We start from the raw sequence: 17,076 nt of genomic DNA on the forward strand, positions 1-17,076 counted from the left end.
TTTGAATACATTGAAGTATTTTATAACCGAAAGCGGCGTCATGCATTTTTAGATTACGTAGCGCCAGTTGATTATGAGGCTCAGTATGCCTCTTAATTATTTTATCCGTTTTATTGTGGCAACCTCAGGGTGACTAAACAATGTTTAGTCAAACCATCAACAATGATGTCACTGGCGAATCATTGGTAGCGTGAGAACATATAGACAATCCAGTAATGAGTCATATGTTAAGCCCTTCTATATAGCCAGCGTATTGCAACCGATAACAAACAGTTCGTGATAAAGAATCTTCATATAGCCAGTAAAATGAATCTTCCTTGAAATCAAAATGCCCTCATGAACATTAGAGAATATTGTCGTGTTCCTTAATATCAGCCTTATTAGTATACATTTTCTTATCCGCTACAATGAGAAGCTCCTCAACATTTTTACCGTCTTCTGGATAATGAGCCACGCCAATGGCCGTATTCAAATTAATTGCTATTGAGTTAAAGATAAAAGGATCTGACAAGGCTTCTTTAATGTTTAAGAGTATCGAATCTATATCCTCTTTACTCTGTACGTTATTAAGCATAATAACGAATTCATCCCCAGCAAATCGTGCTGCTAAGCCATTCTGAGGAGTCTGAGCTTTTAGCCTTAGAGCAAATTCCTTCAACGTTTGATCACCAATATCATGACCAAACTCATCATTTATTTTTTTGAAGTCATTAAGGTCGAAAAACAACACCACAAAAGGCGTAATTGAATCAGCGATGACGCATTTTTCAATTGCTGCTTTTACATGTTGCTGGAAAGCATAGCGATTCGGTATACCAGTAAGGTAATCTGTCTGTAATCGGTTTTGCATGGCCGAAAAATTCTTCGCTAGAGCGCCAATCTCATCTTTTCTTTGGATATGTATAGGTTCTTCAAGATAACCACTTCCGACTCTGTTTACGGCTTGCGATAACAGCTTCAAATCCTTGGTTACCCAATGCAAAATAACAAGTCCGATAATCGACACAACCGCCGTAGCGAGAATACTTAGAAATAACGTCTGAGTGACATTGTTCTTAATGCCACCCATAAAATCTTCACTCGGAATAGCCACGACGTTTATCCATTTTAGTCCGGCCTCATCTTCGAATTTATTATAGCCAACGTAAAGCTCTCTACCCTGTTCATCGGTTAAGCTGAAGGTCTCCGGTTTAAGGTTTTCCATTTCACCAGAAATTAAAGGCGACAGTTTTAAATATATGTTCGTGAGCAGCGCATTGCCACTATCACCAGCGGCCACTCTAACGTTGCGTCCATTGTCATCCCGTTTAATATTAGGGCTATGGGATGACGCAATCAGCATACCGTTAGACTCTACAATGAAAGCAATCGCATTTTCGGAAATGTTTAAACTAGCAATAAAATCGTTCAGTGACTCCAGAGAAATATCCGTTGCAACGACCCCTTCAAACGCTTCATTTTCGTCTTCAATACGTCGTGCTCTCGTCGCCACCAAATTATTGGTTCTAAAATCGATGTAAACAGACGTCCAAATGTCATTAACATTACTCCAACCAGCCTGAAACCATGGCCTTACTCTAGGGTCAAAAATTTTGTCCTCTACAGACGAAAACAGCGGCTCGCTATTGATACCATCAATGGCGTAAAAGTTTCTCAGCTCTTCTGGAACGAACTTAACCCTTAACTCTCCGGAGTCAATGGAATCTCGATACAAGCCTATTGCTTGACCTGCTCTATTCCCATAGTACACATAGTTATTTGGATCTAAATATAAGGAAGAAGCGGTCCACAAACGGGTACGAATGTTTTCAAAATCCTTTCTGATATCCTTTTGAACAGCAATACCGGCCGGAAAAGCCGTTTCAAGAACCGCAACCGACCCCACCACATGCCGATCTATGGCTTGGCTTAAACGACTTACCGTTTCTTTTAATAAATTATCAGACACCGTCTGAACAGCATGGCTACCAGCGTTATAAGAAAGTAGGCCGATCGCCAGAGCCAAACAAATGACAAGTGCCACATAAGGAAGAATAAGAACAGATCTGAGTGAAAATTTGGTCATGTGAATATATTACATGCCAACAATTATAAAGGACAACAATAATGCCCCTTGCGAGACGATATTGTGAACGCTCCAACATACGTTCTATTTTCATCTGCCCCCAATTTCATGCCCTACCGAAAAGTAGGGCATGTGTCCGAGGTTAAAATTCGATTTCTGTGCCTGCAACGTAGGCCATTTCCGCGCCTTCTTTGTCGGTATTAGAAAGCTCAGCAAAGACTTTTACGTCTTTAAATTCAGGAAACGCATACGTCACGTTGGTGTACCATTCGCGAGTCTCTTCATCCGATTCTGGTTTATTATTCACATAACCAAGCACCAGGGTGGTCGAGTCGGCGACGTCAAACATGGTGACTAGGTTATAGACTTTTAACGTGTCTTCCGCTTCCGAGTAGTCTGCTGCGAAGGTCGCAAAACCAGCATCGTATTTGGCACTCACCCCATACGAGTCCATCTTCTCACCATGAATTGCCACTTCGCGATTTTGGTAAGCGACGGCAAGTTCCAAGTCTGAAACGTTAAACGATGCAAACGCATCAAATGATTGCTCGTCTTCGCTGTCTTCGCCTTCTGCTCGTAATTCTGTCGAGAGCACAAGATTCACTTTGTCTAGATCAAAGTCCAGTAAGATCACGTCGTCGCCATCCGTTTCATCAAAGGCCACATCGTCCGAGTCCATTTCATAGTCCTCTGCGATGCCAAATCCATCTGTAGCGTAATCTTGCTTACCAATCGACAGCGCAGTATCACGGTAAGCAAAACCGGCATAAGCGTCTTTGAGTGCGGCACTGTTTTGATCATCGTCATCATTTGCCGCGTCGTCAAAGTCGAATTTGATTCGACCAAACGCACTCAGATCCTTGCTTAGTTGATAAGAGACTTTGTTATCAAATTTCAAAGAATCAAAGTTCACGTAAAGGTTTTTATTTTCACCATTGTCTTTTTGCAATTGAATTTGGATGTCTCCATTCAATTGATATTTAAAGCCATCATGATCAACCATGGTGGCGGCCATAGCGGAAGTGGTCATAAGAGTAGAAAGCATTGCCGTTGCTAGAATTGTCTTTTTCATTTTAAGTTCCTCGGTGAGGTTTGTCTGTGCCACTAGACAACAGCCGCCCCACCTTATCTAAAAGTGTTTATGATTTAATAAAGAGTTCATTCAGTCCTGAAAGCGGTGATGTACCGCTAGTGAGGGCTTAGTTCATCCCGGTAACAGCGCTCTAGTTCACTTAAACTGTAGAAATACTGAGTGCCTGGAAAGACGTCGCAATCGTCTTTAAAGCCGATTTCTTTTTCGTTGTAGAGCATCTTCACCAAGGTGGCACTATTGGGTTTGTTGCTTTTAAACAGATCCCATTGGATGTTCGCAGAGTAAGGCGTTACCCAGCCGCCACGCCACGCGTTATTTTCTTGGCTATAAAGCTCGTCGGTGGTCGCGGATGTTTGGCTGCCTTCGACATGCAGAAGCGCCGCCAATGGCATAATTTGCTCGGCGTGAGCAAAACGAAGTTTGGCGACATGCTTAACCGTTTGACGGTCGTTCGCAACGGCGTCCATTTCATTGAACATGTCTTTTAGCAAGGGCTTCGCAATGTTGTAAGTCACACCATGACCATCCGCAAAGCTTGGCCCTTTTTCATAGAAGTCTTCCGCATCAGACTGGTAAGCGAACCAAGCGGATTCTTCTGGCGTGATAAATTGTTTCAGATCCCATTCTCCACCTTGCGCTTGGGCCTCACGCAACATCCCAGGCGCGATAATAAACATATTATAAAGTTTGGATGCCGCATCGACTTCGTTTTGCACGTACTTCCAATCGTCTTCTGTTTCATCTGGTTTACGAGTATTGGTTTTAAAGCAATTTCCGGCCGCGACATCGCAATTTTTGTCATCAGAAACTTGGTGTTCAAGGAAATCGACAAACTCTTTGGTATAAATGCGTTCTAGCATTTCACGCGCCAATAATTTGGTTTGCGGCAGTCTTGCGAGCTCATCCAAGGCGGCGTCTAGCTTGTCTGATTTTTTAAACGTCTTATAGGCTTTGTAGTTGTCCTTGTACTCTTGGTAGTTGGCGTTTTTCGCTGGGTTGGTTTTATGGAAGTAGAGCTCGTATTTATTGACCATCTTCTTATCAATTTTATTGGCTTGTGTTTGGGCTTGATAACACTGCGCCGCATCATCGCTTACGTAGTTAACGTCTTTTGCAAGCGACTGCATGAAGAAATGGGCCGTTTGATTGGCTCGCGCTTTACCCGACGTTTGCACTTGAATACAGACAGGCTGTTGGGATGCATTCTGCATGAGCGGTGACAAACGCTCAGCCATGCGTGTGGCAATACCCGAAGGCTCTTCTTCACCAATTTTTGTGAGTAAACCATAGCCCAGGGTTTGGTTTGCTGCGGTGACTTGATCGGTGATCGGCCCAAGCTTTTCCCCCAGCTCCGTTAATTGGCCGCGTTGTTTCGCCAGTGCCCATACTTGTTTTGTCAGTACGTCGTATTTGGGGCTTGATAACGCGCGTGCCCCATGGCGTTCAACCAGTTGCGTATAAGCAATATTATAGCCGTCAGGTGCGGCTTCGTAGCGGCTTAAATCTTGTTTAGGCACGTACGTTGCCTTGCTGCTGTATTGATATTCAACAGACTGAGCAAAGCTACTAGACGCACTCAACAAGGCGATCGTTGCTGAAGTGATGAGAGAATAACGATTCATGACTCTTCCTAAAAATGAAAGTGAAACAGGTGTGATGCGATTTCATAAAACAAGCGGAACAGTAACCACTAAATGTGACAATCTGATGGCATAAAAATGAATTTTGCACATAGGTGCAAAAAATTAACCTAACGTTCATTTGTTGTATTTTTGATGGTTGCTTTGCCTAAACTGGGAACGTTGAAGGCAACAGAAACAAGGCCCATTAAGTGCTTAAAATGCCAGGAAAATGCGCCTATCAGTGGACATTGAAGGTATAAAAAACATCACTAAACGGCGATCAAATACTTAATACCCCTGTTAAAAAGGGCGCTGGTATTCAGTTCAACATAAAGCACTCTCATTTCTGATAAATGGCGAGCTAACGACTCAGCCATGCTTGGTATTCGTTTCAGTGAAAGTCTGGATTTTTAGCGGATAGCATCAAACGGAGCATGATCGAAATGCATTAAGTCATATCAGCCGGTAAGTCAGCCTTCACATCGTGTTTACTTGCCATATACAGTGCATTGATATGATCTTGTAATCCCCCTCGTTCGTATAAGTCAGCATGGCCCACAAGAAACCCCATTTACCAGAAAAAATCTGTCTCGCTTGTCAGCGCCCTTTCACTTGGCGTAAAAAATGGGAGCGGGATTGGCAAAACGTCAAATACTGCTCCGTTCGCTGTAAGAAACAAGGCGCGAAACCGGCCTTAAATACGAATAACTAATTGCCTACTAAGATGACTCCATCATGCGCTTGTGGTTTACTTTATGTACAGCAGTCGAAGTACTGAGCCGTTGGACAATGGGTTAATGCCGAAAAAAAGTAAACGCACACAATCTCATAAACGATGGCGTCGTTGGGTGAACAAACTCTGGTCGATTTTCTGGCGAGCCTCGTTATTGTTTATCTTGGTGATCTTTCTTTTCCGTTTCATTCCTTTGCCAACAACGGCTTTTATGCTGCAAAGTGATTACCCAGTAAAGCAAGAATGGATCAGTATTGATAAGTTGCCTAATCATGTGGCATTGGCCATGGTGGCCTCTGAAGACCAACGTTTTCCCGAACATTATGGCGTGGACTTCGCGGCCATTCGTAAAGCGCTAGACCAATATTTTGATGGCGAGGGTTTACGAGGCGCCAGTACGATTACCCAACAAACCGCTAAAAATATCTTTCTATGGCCAGGGCAAAGCTTTCTGCGTAAAAGTTTGGAGGCAGGATTAGCGCTTGGCTTAGAAGCACTTTGGGGCAAGAAACGTATTCTTGAAGTCTATTTGAATATTGCCGAGTTTGGTAAAGGCATTTATGGAATTGAAGCCGCCAGCCAACATTATTTTGGCCGATCGGCTGAGCGCTTAACAAAAGATCAAGCTGCTCGTTTAGCTGTGCTGTTGCCTAGCCCTCGTACGCGTGATCCGGTCAATCTTACTCGCTACTTACGCAAACGCGCCGTCTGGGTTGAACTGCAAATGCGCCAACTGGGCAGCCACTATTTGGCCACTATTCTGCAACACTAAGGCGTCATAAATAAACCACCAAGAACAAAAAAAGCGACACTCAGTCATACCGAGTGTCGCTTTTAAATTCAAACGAGCTGTGACTAAAACTTACTTCGTCGCTACTAGAATCTTACGCACAACGTCCAATGTTAAATCACCCGTTTCCGACAAGGCCGTTAAACCCATTTTCTCCATGCTCTTAACGATGCTGTCGATACCGGCATCATCAATACCGTAATGCGTCAGGTTAGTTTCAATATCAAGAGCGTTGAAGAAAGCTTCGGTTTTATCAATCGCAAGATCAATTTTCGCCTCATCAGACCCGTCTGTTAGATCCCAAACCCGCTCAGCAAACTGCAGTAATTTAGCGTGCTTATGTGTCTTACGTTCACGCAATAGGTTAGGCAAAATAATGGCCAAAGTTCGTCCATGAGCAATACCGTATTGCGCTGTCATCTCATGACCAATCATGTGAGTTGACCAATCTTGTGGAACCCCCACACCTATGATGCCATTTAGCGCATTGGTCGCGGACCAAATGAAGTTTTTACGCGCATCCATATCATCGTTATCAGCCAGGGTCACTGGGCCATCTTCAATCAAGGTTTTAAGAATGCCTTCCGCCATTCTGTCTTGAACTTTCGCTTTGACAGGCTGCGTTAGATACTGCTCTACAACGTGTACGAAGGCATCGGCAACACCATTGGCGATTTGTTCCTTCGGTAAGGTTTTAGTCAAATCTGGTTCCAATACAGAGAACTTAGGAAACACCAACGGTGACATAAATGGGTATTTTTGCGCTTGATAGGTAATCACGCCACCCATGTTCATTTCTGAGCCTGTCGCAGGCAACGTTGCTACGCAACCTAACGGTAGCGCCTTCTCTGCAGGCACAGGAGAAAAACCATTAAAGAGAATGTGTTGATACTCTTCGCTGGCCGATTCCGCGGCTAAGGCAATAAATTTTGTGCCGTCCATGACGGAACCGCCACCCACAGCCAACAAGAAATCAACCTGTTCTGCTTTCACTACCTCAACGGCTTTTACTAGGGTATCAAATTGTGGGTTTGGCTCTATGCCACCAAATTCAACAATGTCACGAGCCTGCAAGGCCGCACGCACTTTGTCGATCGTGCCGTATTTTTTCGCACTCTGGCCACCAAAAGTAATCATTACTTTTGCGTTGCTAGGAATCAGTTTATCCAGTTCTGCTAAACGATCTTGGCCAAAAACGATGTGTGTTGGATTATAGTAATCAAAATTGTTCATAGTTACCCTCGTAATATTGGAAACAACAATAGATGCACTATAGTTCTGATTATGTTTTTATTTAAGGCCTATTTGGGCTTATTACATGCCTATTCGTTCAAATTATAATTTTAGTAGGCATCCTAAACGTTTACTATTATCATTCTTAATTAGACAAAAACTTCAGGCAAAAGCGGTGTCCAATATGCTCTCTCAATTTCAGCAGGCTTTAACACAACATGCCATCCAAGACGGTTTTACACCATCCTTGATGTCAAACTTCGGTGTCTTTCGTGCGTCTCAACAGCAAACAAAAAATCATGCTTTTTACCAACCTTTCATTTGCTTAATGGGACAGGGAGTAAAGCGTTGCCATGTGGGCGATCATGCTTACACATACGAAACAGGCGACTTTTTCATTAACTTTTTACCTACTCCGGTCACCAGTGAAATCCTCCAAGCGGACGACAAAACGCCGATGCTATCGGGTTTATTGGAAATCAATCTCGTGAGTTTGGCTGATATGGTGTTGCGCATTGAGCGCTGTGAGAAACATACTAAAGCGTACTCTAAAGAAGGGTTATCCTCCTTGATGGTCGGTAAAGCCGATGATCGGCTGCTGGCTTTATTCAACAAATTAATCGACATCAGTTATCACCCATTAGACGCCAAAATTTTAGGTGAAGCCGTGGTAGACGAAATCTATTATCGTATTTTGACCAGTCAGTATGGTGATGCCTTACGTCATTTGTTAAACCAGTACGGCGGTATTCAACCCATATCCAGAGCGATTACCTACATTCATGACAACCCTAACCGCATGATTCAAGTCCAAGAGCTGGCAGAAATCGCGAACATGAGTAAGACACGCTTTTTTAATGCCTTTAAACAAGTCATGCATGTGCCACCAATGCAGTACATCAAATCAAGCAAGTTACAAAAAGCTCAACTCTTGTTAAAGCAAGGCCTGAGCGCCACCGAAACCAGCTTTCAAGTTGGCTACAGTAGCTTTTCTCAATTCAGTCGTGAATATAAGCGTTTTTATGGCTTTCCGCCGTCACAAACCCAGTATTATCCAAATCAAGTACACGAATAACTGATTGATTAAACGGACATAATTTGTCCCTTTTCGCTGACTATTTTTTAAGCTACTCTTTAATCACGGGATGTTTGCTAGGAGAGCAGAATTGTTTAAACCAAACTATTTTTTATTGGCGACTGCCGCTTTTGTTTTGTTGGCCGTTTTCACTAGTCATATCTATTTCAAACTGGCTTGGGCCTGGTTTGCCTTGTCGTTTTTCACTGTCAGCTTAGCCTATTTACTGAACAAGCCGACCATCTTTCGTAAACGTTCTGACGGCACGGTGCCCGTTTATATACGCTGGGTGTTCATGCCCTTTTTATGGAGCACTCAGCTCTATAATAGTTGGGCTCGTAGCAATGACCCAGTACCCGCTCTGCAAAAAATAGACGATGGTATTTATCTCGCAAGGCGCCTCTTTCCTTCTGACATTCATGCCATAAAAAGTGAAAACATCAGCGGCGTGTTAGACGTGACGGCAGAATTCAGTTCGCTAAATTGGATGGCTTTGCAGGCAAACATCGATTACTTGAACATTCCCATTCTGGATCATTCCGTTCCAACAGACACACAAATACAACGAGCGTTAAACTGGATACACACACATAAAAAAAACGGCCGCTCGGTCGTTGTACATTGTGCCCTTGGTCGTGGTCGTTCCGTTTTTATGGTGGCGGCTTACCTATTAAGCCAATACCCAGATGCTAAGCCGAAAGAAATCATGAACAAGATTCGTGAAATTCGCTCCACGGTTAGACTCAACAACAAACAGTTTAAGCACCTTAACCAAGCCTTTGAAAATAAGCACCTAGTGGTCCATAACAGTGCTTGGATTATTGCCAATCCGGTCGCCGGAAAACGCCAGTGGGAAGAGGAAAAGGACACCATACTGAAACGCTTATCTGGCTATTACAATCTAACAGTGAAAACCACCACACCTGAGGAGAATGGCACCACACTGGCAAAACAGGCACTCAAAGCTTCGCCAGATTTGGTCATCGCTTGTGGGGGGGATGGCACAGTAACGGAAGTCGCCACCGCCTTGGTTGGCACAAAAGTAAAACTGGGCATCATCCCATTCGGTACTGCCAATGCCCTTAGCCATGCGTTATGCGGAACCCTGTCAAAAATGGCCTCAATAGAAACCGTTTGCTTGAACATCATTGATGGCTGTGAACAACGCATTGATACGGCGACCTGCAACGATGAATTGATGTTGCTGTTGGCTGGTGTCGGCTTTGAACAACAAATGATAGAAAAAGCCGACCGAGAGAAAAAGAACAGCAGTGGACAAATGGCGTATTTACAGGGTTTATGGGAAGCCATCAGTCAAAACGATGTGCATACTTTTAAGATCACACTCGATGACGATGACCCCTTTGAGATAGAGACGCCCAGTTTGACCATCGCCAATGCATCGCCTGTTACTACGCTGTTAGCACAAGGCAAAGGCGTACCAGATATTGAAGATGGAGAGCTCGATTTAACTTGGTTAGACCCAGAACGCATGCAAATTCTCAACCTTGCGGAGCTGGCCATGTTGGGATTAAGCAATAATGAAACAGACGAGAATAATCAACAAAAAGACTCTGGTGTGTTTCACCGTAATGCACGAAGAGTCCGGGTCGATATTAGCCAAATAGGTCATTACGTCATCGACGGTGAAACCCGTGAAGCCGATCGCTTAGAAGTGACCGTACAGCCACAATCTTTGAGCGTGGTCGTACCAGAAGCCGCATTAAAATAAAGCCTGATAGCCAACAAAAAAACCTGCCCATCGTGACTCGAAGGGCAGGCTTTTTTTTGTGATATTGAGCGAATGAATTAATGCTGCTCTGCGGTTTGCAAGGCTTTCATTTCATCATGGCACTCTTTCATACGTACTTTGACTCTTTGCAGAGTCACTTCACAGTTTTGTGGTTGTGGTTTTTCTAAGGCCGTATCAACTTCATCCAACACCTTATCTTCCACTTCTTCCAACTGATCAACATAAGTAAAGGCTTTATTGTCCGATAATTTCGCCATCAGCTTAGTGTAAGTTTGGCGGGCTTTGACCAGATTATCGGCATCCAATTCTGCATGGCCTTGTTCAGCAATAGCAAAGGGCTGAAGGTCATCTACGGCTTCACGCTTGGCATCTATCATACGATTAAAAAAGGCTTGATAACGCGCGCCTTGGAGTTTGTCTTTCGCTTCTTGGTAGAACTCAATACCACCCTGCATGACTTGAATAATATCGGCAATGTGTTTGCTCTGTGTCGTTTGGGTTTGCATGTTTTCCTCCTGTTTGCGTTTCGGATTCAATCTCTAACGCTTTCTATGTTTGAGGATGACGAATAGAAAAACAACCGCACAAAGTAGGTTGCACTGAGGTTGCATCATTACTGCAAAAAACCTCAATACTCTTTAAACTTATTATTCGCTTTTAGAAAAGCGTCGCCGATTATTTATTCCTGCTTAAAGCAGAGTACAATGGCGACCTTTCAATTTTCATGGGAACGAAAATGTCTAGCTCAGATCGCCAAGTAGGATTTTATAAAATTGCCATCATTTTAGGCTTGTTGTCAGCGATTGGCCCCTTTGCCATTGATATGTACCTACCAGCCTTGCCGCAAATCAGTCAGTTTTTCACCGTGGGGGTGGCTGAGGTGCAATTCAGTTTGACGGTTTTTCTCATTGCACAGAGTATCTCTCAGCTTTTCTATGGCCCGTTGTCCGATAAATTTGGCCGTAAACCTCCTTTGTTTATTGGTATGGGAATTTTCTTTCTCGCCACACTTGGCTGTATTTTTGCTTCTTCGTTGGATGAGTTAATTATCTATCGTTTCTTGCAAGGCATAGGTGCTGCTGCTGGCGTCGTGATTGCCCGCGCCATTGTTCGTGATATGTATACTGGGGTGATGGCAACCAAGTTGATGTCTTTGCTAATGCTGGTATTCGGAATTTCTCCGATTCTCGCCCCTCTGGTTGGTAGTACCATTCTTACCTTCACGGATTGGCGTGGTATTTTTGTTCTGGTGGCCATTTGTGCCGGCCTGGGTCTGTTATTGATTCAGTTTGGTTTACGCGAAAGTCAGTCTCTAGAAGAGCGTCAACACACTCGCTCACAAGGCAGCAGTTTAAAAGCTTATGTGACGCTTTTAAAAGACAATCACTACATGGGCCTTGTGTTTGCCGGCAGCTTTGCGTTAGCCAATTTCTTCATTTATTTGGCCAATTCGCCTTTTGTGCTGATCGAACATTATGGCCTCAACGAGACTCAATATGGTTTAGCCTTCGGATTAAACGCCATGTGTTTCTTCTTCGCCGCTCAGTTTAATAGCCGCCTTTGCTCACTTTACGGCATTGAAAATGTGATTCGTGCCGGCAAGTGGATTGGCGCGATTGCCATGTGCTGTATGAGTAGTCTGTATCTTATTGGCTTCGATTCTTTGTATCTGTTTATGGGGTGCTATTTGATCGCCAGTGCTGGCGTCGGCTTAGTGATTCCAACTACGTCAATTCTTGCTATGGAAAATCACGGTCGCATTGCCGGCACCGCATCGGCTTTATTAGGCACAATGCAAATCGCCATTGGGCCTATTTTTATTGCTATTTTAAGCCCATTTATGAACAAAGAACCTTTGCCTATGGTGCTGGGTATGACTAGCTGCTCGCTGATTGCCCTATTATTCGTGACCTTCACCTTGTCGAAAAAAACACCTTTCGCTAAGGCATAAATTTGTTATAAAGAAAGTCTGACAGAGTCCTAATAAAAACGGAGGCAAAAATGTCACAACACCATACCGGTTCTTGTTTGTGTGGACAGGTGCGTTACGAGCTCACAGGGGAATTTAAAAAGTTTTTCTTGTGTCATTGCAGTCGTTGCCGCAAAACTTCAGGCACATCGCACTGTGCTAATCTGTTCGCACCAGGAGCCGAACTGACCTGGTTGAGCGGCGCAGACAAAATCAGCTTTTATCGCCACCTAGACAGCCACTTCGCGCGCGCTTTTTGCCAAGTCTGTGGCTCCAATGTGCCAATTGATGCAAAAGCACGTGGTTTGGTCGTGGTGCCTGCAGGCAGCTTGGACTCGGATCTCGACATGAAAGCACAAGCGAATATCTTCATGGGAAGCAAGGGCAACTGGGATGAGGATCTTAATCAAGCGCCTTGTTTTGACGCCATGCCAAGCTAACGCAGTGGTTCTTTAAAGCCGTGCCAATTTCTGCGCTGCAGCAAGCAACGTGGCGTCGTCTTTGGCAAAGCATAAGCGAATGAGTCGTTGTCCTGTTGGTGGATTCTGATAGAACACACTGACAGGAATAGCCGCGACGCCCACTTCTTTCACCAAGTATTGGCAAAACGCCACATCGTCTAATTCGCTAATGTCGCTGTAATCCAATAATTGGAAATACGTGCCTTGGCAGGGTAGAAGGCGAAAACGACTGGAAGCTAGGGCAGCACGTAAAACATCACGCTTCGCTTGATAAAAGGGCGATAGCTCAGAACTGGCCGTTGGAGTACTCAGCAAATGCTCGCCAATCGCTTGCTGTAATGGTGTGGCGGTACTGAAAGTGATGTACTGGTGAAGCTTTCTCAGTTCACGGGTAATGGTTTCGGGTGCCACTACGTAACCCACTTTCCAGCCGGTAAGATGGAAACTTTTACCAAAAGAAGATACCACCATACTACGCTGTGCCAATGAAGCATGACGATGCACACTGACACTTTGAGCTTGATAGTGAATAAATTCGTACACTTCATCGGACAAGACAAACATATCCCTGTGCTGAATTGCCTGCCAAAGTTGTTCTAAGTCTTCATCTTGCCAGCAGGTTCCAGTGGGGTTGTGTGGCGTATTAATTAATACCAAACGGGTTTTATCTGTGAGCAATGAAGCAAACTCAGACCAGTCCGGTCGAAAGTCTGGCGCGCTCAATACCACACGTTTACACACACCACCAGCCAAAGCAATAGCCGGCTCATAGAGGTCATAAGCAGGGTCAAACAAAATCACTTCATCGCCCGCATTCACTAAGGCTGTAATACCATCAAAAATGGCTTCCGATGCACCACTGGTGACGGTGATTTCGCTGTCGGCATTGACCTGACGATCATAATAACGAGCAATCAGGTCTTGAATGGCTTGGCGCAACACAGGTAAACCCGTCATGGGTGCGTACTGATTGTTGCCATGCAAAATAGCCTGAGAAGCCCGTTCTAATAACGCTTGATCTGCAGGGAAGTCAGGAAACCCTTGTGACAAGTTAATCGCGCCATGTTGCGCCGCAAGAGACGACATTTGCGTAAAAATGGTGGTGCCAACTTGCGGTAATTTGGAAGTCAAAGTCACGGTTACAGCCTTAAAAATCTAGTGATACGCAATACGTTAAAAGACCACCACAAGCTGGGTCAACCTTTCTTTCAAAAGATCGTATCAATGCCTAAGTTGAGGCAAAAAAAAGCCAAGACACTTGGCCTTGGCTTTCCCTATTAAAGTATTTCGCTTACTGGATTAGCTAGCTTGTAAGCTCGGGTAATCCGTATAACCTTCCGCCCCTGGCGTGTAGAAAGTATCAGGATTAGGCTGATTCAAGTCTGCACCTTGCTTAACACGAGTGACGAAATCTGGATTCGCTAAAATGCCCGTACCAAAGGCCACACTGTCCGCCTGCTTGTCAGCAATGACTTGTGTTGCTTCTTCTGGCGTGTAGCCCATGTTCACCATCAAGTGACCTTCGTACACCTCACGCACAGCAGGCACAACATCCGCTTGCTGTAGGCCAAAGAAATCCGCACGCATCAAGTGTAAGTAAGCCAAATTGTAACGATTCAACGCTTTAGCAAGGTAGGTCACCAAACCAACAGGGTCACTGTCTTTCATGCTTTGGAAGCTGTTCAAAGGTGATAAACGAACCCCTACGCGACCGCTGCCCATAACGTCCGTTACCGCATCCAACACTTCCATCAAGAAACGGGCACGATTTTCGAATGAACCACCGTATTCATCATCACGCTGGTTGGCACTGTCTCTTAAGAATTGATCAATCAAATAGCCATTCGCAGCATGCACTTCCACACCATCGAAACCGGCTTCTTTGGCATTGATCGCCGCCTGCTTAAACTCCTGCACAATGTCCGCGATGTCCGCTTTGGTTAGCTCTCTTGGCACAGTGTAGGCTTTTTTACCTTCAGGTGTGTGTGTGTCGCCTTCAATCGCAATGGCACTTGGGGCAACCGCTTCTTTACCACCATTCAATAGCGGGTGAGCAGCACGACCAGCATGCCAGATCTGCATAAAGATACGGCCATCGGCTTTATGAACCGCTTCTGTTGTCAGTTTCCAGCCTTGAACTTGTTTAGCCGAATAAACACCAGGATCGTTACCGAACGCCGAGGTACCTTCACTGACCATCGTGCATTCTGTAATCACTAAGCCTGTTGCAGCACGCTGTGAATAGTATTCCGCCATCAATTCATTCGGCTGATGCTCTGGCGCACGACAACGAGTAAGTGGGGCCATGGCAAAACGGTTTGGTAGTTCTAAATCACCCAGCTTAACTGGGGTAAAGAGAGAATTCTCTGTACTCATGTTGATCTCCAAAAAATAAGTTTGATATCAAAGATAGCTAGTTAGTGTGGCTAGCTGAGTGGATTTCAATCGCTTGCACGCTATTTACTGAATTAATGTGGATGACGACGATTAAAACGGGGGTGATCGACTGACACCTTATCGATGGGTTTGGGGATCAAATGACATCACCTTGGAGACTTGATGCTCTGGGTTGGAAATTTCATTTCATACATGGCTTTATCTGCCCGAAGGAGCAATTTCTCCAGCGACTCCCCAGCTTGAATCGTACTCTGACCAAAACTAAATTGAATTTCCTCCAACAGCCCCTCAAGTACAACCGAGAGAGGCGTTTCAGAGGTTTGTAAATTGCGCCAAATTCGCTCTAAACTTCCATCGGCCACTTTTGCTAATATCAAAAACTCATCACCGCCCCAGCGCCCCACTATGCCCATGTTGCCAACGAACGAGGTGAGGTAGTTGGCAATCTCTTGCAACACCACGTCACCCGACAAATGGCCAAATCGATCATTGATGGATTTAAATTGGTTTACATCAAGATTGATCAGACCGAAAGGTTCGTTATGAGCTTCCCATTCCGCCATATAGAGATTCATTTGCTCATTAAAACCACGCCGGTTGAGCAAACCGGTTAATGCATCACACGATGACAGACGCTCTAGTTCAGCGGTTCGAATGGCCACTTTTTGCTCTAATTTATTGTGTTGATCAAGTAAGGCTTGAGACATTTTTTGATAGTGCCGTACTAAACGCTTTATTTCCGCACCAGCAAAACGCCCTAACGTGAGCTTAACTTGATGCTGTTGAGCCAACGTTTGGATCGAATCATCCAGCTCTTTGAGCGGACGAGTGACCACAAAGGAGATCAATAGATAAAACAACGCCAATGAACCGGCCAAACTTATCAAAGAAATGATTAAGATATTGAGAAACGCTTCAATCGGTAGAAAACGCTCGATGTCGATAAAATTAACCTGATACCAATCAATCTCAGGTATATAAATCACGCTGGCAAGTTGGCGCACACCATTGCGATGAATAAATGCCATGTGCACTTGATTCGGATCTTGTTTGGCGACCGCATAGTGACGCTTTAAGATCTGTTGAGAATCGTCATCATCCAATAAGTGAAAGACGAGTTTTTTATCTAAGGTTTGCTTTGTAATGGAGGCGTAATCAATCAATGATGCCTGCTGATATAACTGGATTGCCCCTTTATAATTGGTAAACACAATGGCTGAATATATGTCTTGTTTTTCAACCATTTGATTCAAAAAATCCGTTAAGTTCAGTCCCGTACCGACCACCCCGAGTATTTGCTCGCCATCGCGAATCAAAATATCACTCCAAAGTTTGATGACCCCCAACTCTTCATCTGGATTCACATTCAAATGCATATCAAGCTGCTTTTCAATGAGACTGTAAAACCAGGCATCGGAGGCTTTATTTGGGTCTAAAGTGTATCGATAAAAATTGTGTTTGGTCACCACTTCACCTTTGCGGCTAACTTGCTCATCACTGTAGTAATAATGATCATTTTGAGTTAACGCGATAAAATAGGAGCGGTCTGAAAAATAGGGACGGAATTGTTCTGTTGCTTGAAATGCTTGTTGTTTTAACAAGACATCATCAGGATTCTTAGCCCACTCTTTTAGCGCTGCCAACTGCGCAAAATCTTGAGAGAGCTTTACCTCTTGAATGAGAGGCAGTAAGGTTCTTACTTTATCAAATCGTAGCTGCTTTTCGGCATAACGCTCTATCCAGCTGACAACCATGTTTTCCACGACTACTCTCATGGAAGTCCAAGCCAAAAGCCCAACGGGGATAAATACCAATAAAGCGGCAATGAGCAATCGGGCTTTAATCGTCATAAGGTCTCAGTATGCTGTGAGCAGAGGGTTTAACC

General features: G+C 44.3%; 15 protein-coding genes. 7 read left to right on the forward strand and 8 right to left on the reverse strand.

Features of this window, described 5'->3' with window-relative positions; all coding sequences use genetic code 11:
* The first annotated feature begins 9 nt into the window (after positions 1-9).
* Positions 10-96, forward strand: coding sequence for a hypothetical protein (locus OA79_RS18595; RefSeq protein WP_442919194.1), 87 nt, complete (start codon positions 10-12; stop codon positions 94-96).
* 247 nt (positions 97-343) lie between these two features.
* Here OA79_RS18595 and OA79_RS05390 read toward each other — a convergent pair whose 3' ends face one another.
* The 3 genes from OA79_RS05390 to OA79_RS05400 all read right to left on the reverse strand — a co-directional run bounded on the left by OA79_RS05390 (position 344) and on the right by OA79_RS05400 (position 4,780).
* Positions 344-2,065 carry a diguanylate cyclase domain-containing protein gene (locus tag OA79_RS05390; RefSeq protein ID WP_063332205.1) on the reverse strand — a complete coding sequence of 574 codons (1,722 nt, stop codon included), beginning with the start codon at positions 2,063-2,065 and terminating at the stop codon, positions 344-346.
* A 142-nt stretch (positions 2,066-2,207) separates the two neighbouring features.
* Positions 2,208-3,137, reverse strand: a complete 930-nt coding sequence (locus tag OA79_RS05395) for a porin (protein WP_063332206.1) — start codon at positions 3,135-3,137, stop codon at positions 2,208-2,210.
* Between the two features lie 116 nt (positions 3,138-3,253).
* Complete coding sequence (locus OA79_RS05400; RefSeq protein ID WP_063332207.1) at positions 3,254-4,780, reverse strand: histidine-type phosphatase; 1,527 nt, start codon at positions 4,778-4,780, stop codon at positions 3,254-3,256.
* Positions 4,781-5,330: 550 nt separating this feature from the next.
* Between OA79_RS05400 and OA79_RS18035 the strand changes: the two genes are divergently transcribed.
* Both OA79_RS18035 and mtgA read left to right on the forward strand, forming a co-directional pair.
* A complete protein-coding gene (locus OA79_RS18035; RefSeq protein WP_082825389.1) occupies positions 5,331-5,492 on the forward strand; it encodes a DUF2256 domain-containing protein in 162 nt (53 codons plus the stop codon).
* A 43-nt stretch (positions 5,493-5,535) separates the two neighbouring features.
* Entirely contained in the window at positions 5,536-6,285 is a 750-nt protein-coding gene (gene mtgA, locus OA79_RS05405) for a monofunctional biosynthetic peptidoglycan transglycosylase (RefSeq protein WP_231908808.1), read from the forward strand.
* A gap of 90 nt (positions 6,286-6,375) precedes the next feature.
* Here mtgA and OA79_RS05410 read toward each other — a convergent pair whose 3' ends face one another.
* Positions 6,376-7,536, reverse strand: a complete 1,161-nt coding sequence (locus tag OA79_RS05410; RefSeq protein WP_063332208.1) for an iron-containing alcohol dehydrogenase — start codon at positions 7,534-7,536, stop codon at positions 6,376-6,378.
* A 184-nt stretch (positions 7,537-7,720) separates the two neighbouring features.
* Here OA79_RS05410 and OA79_RS05415 point away from each other — a divergent pair, with 184 nt between their 5' ends.
* On the forward strand, positions 7,721-8,611 hold the full coding sequence (locus tag OA79_RS05415; protein ID WP_063332209.1) for an AraC family transcriptional regulator: 891 nt from the start codon (positions 7,721-7,723) through the stop codon (positions 8,609-8,611).
* A 91-nt stretch (positions 8,612-8,702) separates the two neighbouring features.
* Positions 8,703-10,343 (forward strand): diacylglycerol kinase family protein, encoded by a 1,641-nt coding sequence (locus OA79_RS05420; RefSeq protein WP_197465362.1) that lies wholly within the window; start codon positions 8,703-8,705, stop codon positions 10,341-10,343.
* 77 nt (positions 10,344-10,420) lie between these two features.
* On the opposite strand, the gene OA79_RS05425 is transcribed toward OA79_RS05420, so the two are convergent.
* Entirely contained in the window at positions 10,421-10,870 is a 450-nt protein-coding gene (locus OA79_RS05425) for a PA2169 family four-helix-bundle protein (RefSeq protein ID WP_063332211.1), read from the reverse strand.
* 230 nt (positions 10,871-11,100) lie between these two features.
* Here OA79_RS05425 and OA79_RS05430 point away from each other — a divergent pair, with 230 nt between their 5' ends.
* Positions 11,101-12,315: a multidrug effflux MFS transporter gene (locus tag OA79_RS05430; RefSeq protein ID WP_063332212.1), complete on the forward strand. Its 1,215-nt coding sequence runs from the start codon at positions 11,101-11,103 to the stop codon at positions 12,313-12,315.
* Positions 12,316-12,365: 50 nt separating this feature from the next.
* Positions 12,366-12,773, forward strand: a complete 408-nt coding sequence (locus OA79_RS05435) for a GFA family protein (RefSeq protein WP_063332213.1) — start codon at positions 12,366-12,368, stop codon at positions 12,771-12,773.
* Positions 12,774-12,785: 12 nt separating this feature from the next.
* Here OA79_RS05435 and OA79_RS05440 read toward each other — a convergent pair whose 3' ends face one another.
* From OA79_RS05440 to OA79_RS05450, 3 genes are all read right to left on the reverse strand, one after another.
* Positions 12,786-13,931, reverse strand: a complete 1,146-nt coding sequence (locus OA79_RS05440; RefSeq protein WP_063332214.1) for a methionine aminotransferase — start codon at positions 13,929-13,931, stop codon at positions 12,786-12,788.
* A gap of 162 nt (positions 13,932-14,093) precedes the next feature.
* On the reverse strand, positions 14,094-15,170 hold the full coding sequence (locus OA79_RS05445; RefSeq protein WP_063332215.1) for an alkene reductase: 1,077 nt from the start codon (positions 15,168-15,170) through the stop codon (positions 14,094-14,096).
* Between the two features lie 167 nt (positions 15,171-15,337).
* Positions 15,338-17,041 carry a GGDEF domain-containing protein gene (locus tag OA79_RS05450; RefSeq protein WP_063332216.1) on the reverse strand — a complete coding sequence of 568 codons (1,704 nt, stop codon included), beginning with the start codon at positions 17,039-17,041 and terminating at the stop codon, positions 15,338-15,340.
* Positions 17,042-17,076: the final 35 nt, after the last annotated feature.

The sequence above is a fragment of the Marinomonas sp. TW1 genome (assembly GCF_001625355.1).
Taxonomy (GTDB): Bacteria; Pseudomonadota; Gammaproteobacteria; order Pseudomonadales; family Marinomonadaceae; genus Marinomonas.

Coding starts and splice junctions, on each gene's coding strand:
- OA79_RS05390 (WP_063332205.1), bottom strand. CDS start 2,065: ATGACCAAATTTTCACTCAGATCTGTTCTTATTCTTCCTTATGTGGCA.
- OA79_RS05395 (WP_063332206.1), bottom strand. CDS start 3,137: ATGAAAAAGACAATTCTAGCAACGGCAATGCTTTCTACTCTTATGACC.
- OA79_RS05400 (WP_063332207.1), bottom strand. CDS start 4,780: ATGAATCGTTATTCTCTCATCACTTCAGCAACGATCGCCTTGTTGAGT.
- OA79_RS18035 (WP_082825389.1), top strand. CDS start 5,331: ATGGCCCACAAGAAACCCCATTTACCAGAAAAAATCTGTCTCGCTTGT.
- mtgA (WP_231908808.1), top strand. CDS start 5,536: ATGTACAGCAGTCGAAGTACTGAGCCGTTGGACAATGGGTTAATGCCG.
- OA79_RS05410 (WP_063332208.1), bottom strand. CDS start 7,536: ATGAACAATTTTGATTACTATAATCCAACACACATCGTTTTTGGCCAA.
- OA79_RS05415 (WP_063332209.1), top strand. CDS start 7,721: ATGCTCTCTCAATTTCAGCAGGCTTTAACACAACATGCCATCCAAGAC.
- OA79_RS05425 (WP_063332211.1), bottom strand. CDS start 10,870: ATGCAAACCCAAACGACACAGAGCAAACACATTGCCGATATTATTCAA.
- OA79_RS05430 (WP_063332212.1), top strand. CDS start 11,101: ATGTCTAGCTCAGATCGCCAAGTAGGATTTTATAAAATTGCCATCATT.
- OA79_RS05435 (WP_063332213.1), top strand. CDS start 12,366: ATGTCACAACACCATACCGGTTCTTGTTTGTGTGGACAGGTGCGTTAC.
- OA79_RS05445 (WP_063332215.1), bottom strand. CDS start 15,170: ATGAGTACAGAGAATTCTCTCTTTACCCCAGTTAAGCTGGGTGATTTA.
- OA79_RS05450 (WP_063332216.1), bottom strand. CDS start 17,041: ATGACGATTAAAGCCCGATTGCTCATTGCCGCTTTATTGGTATTTATC.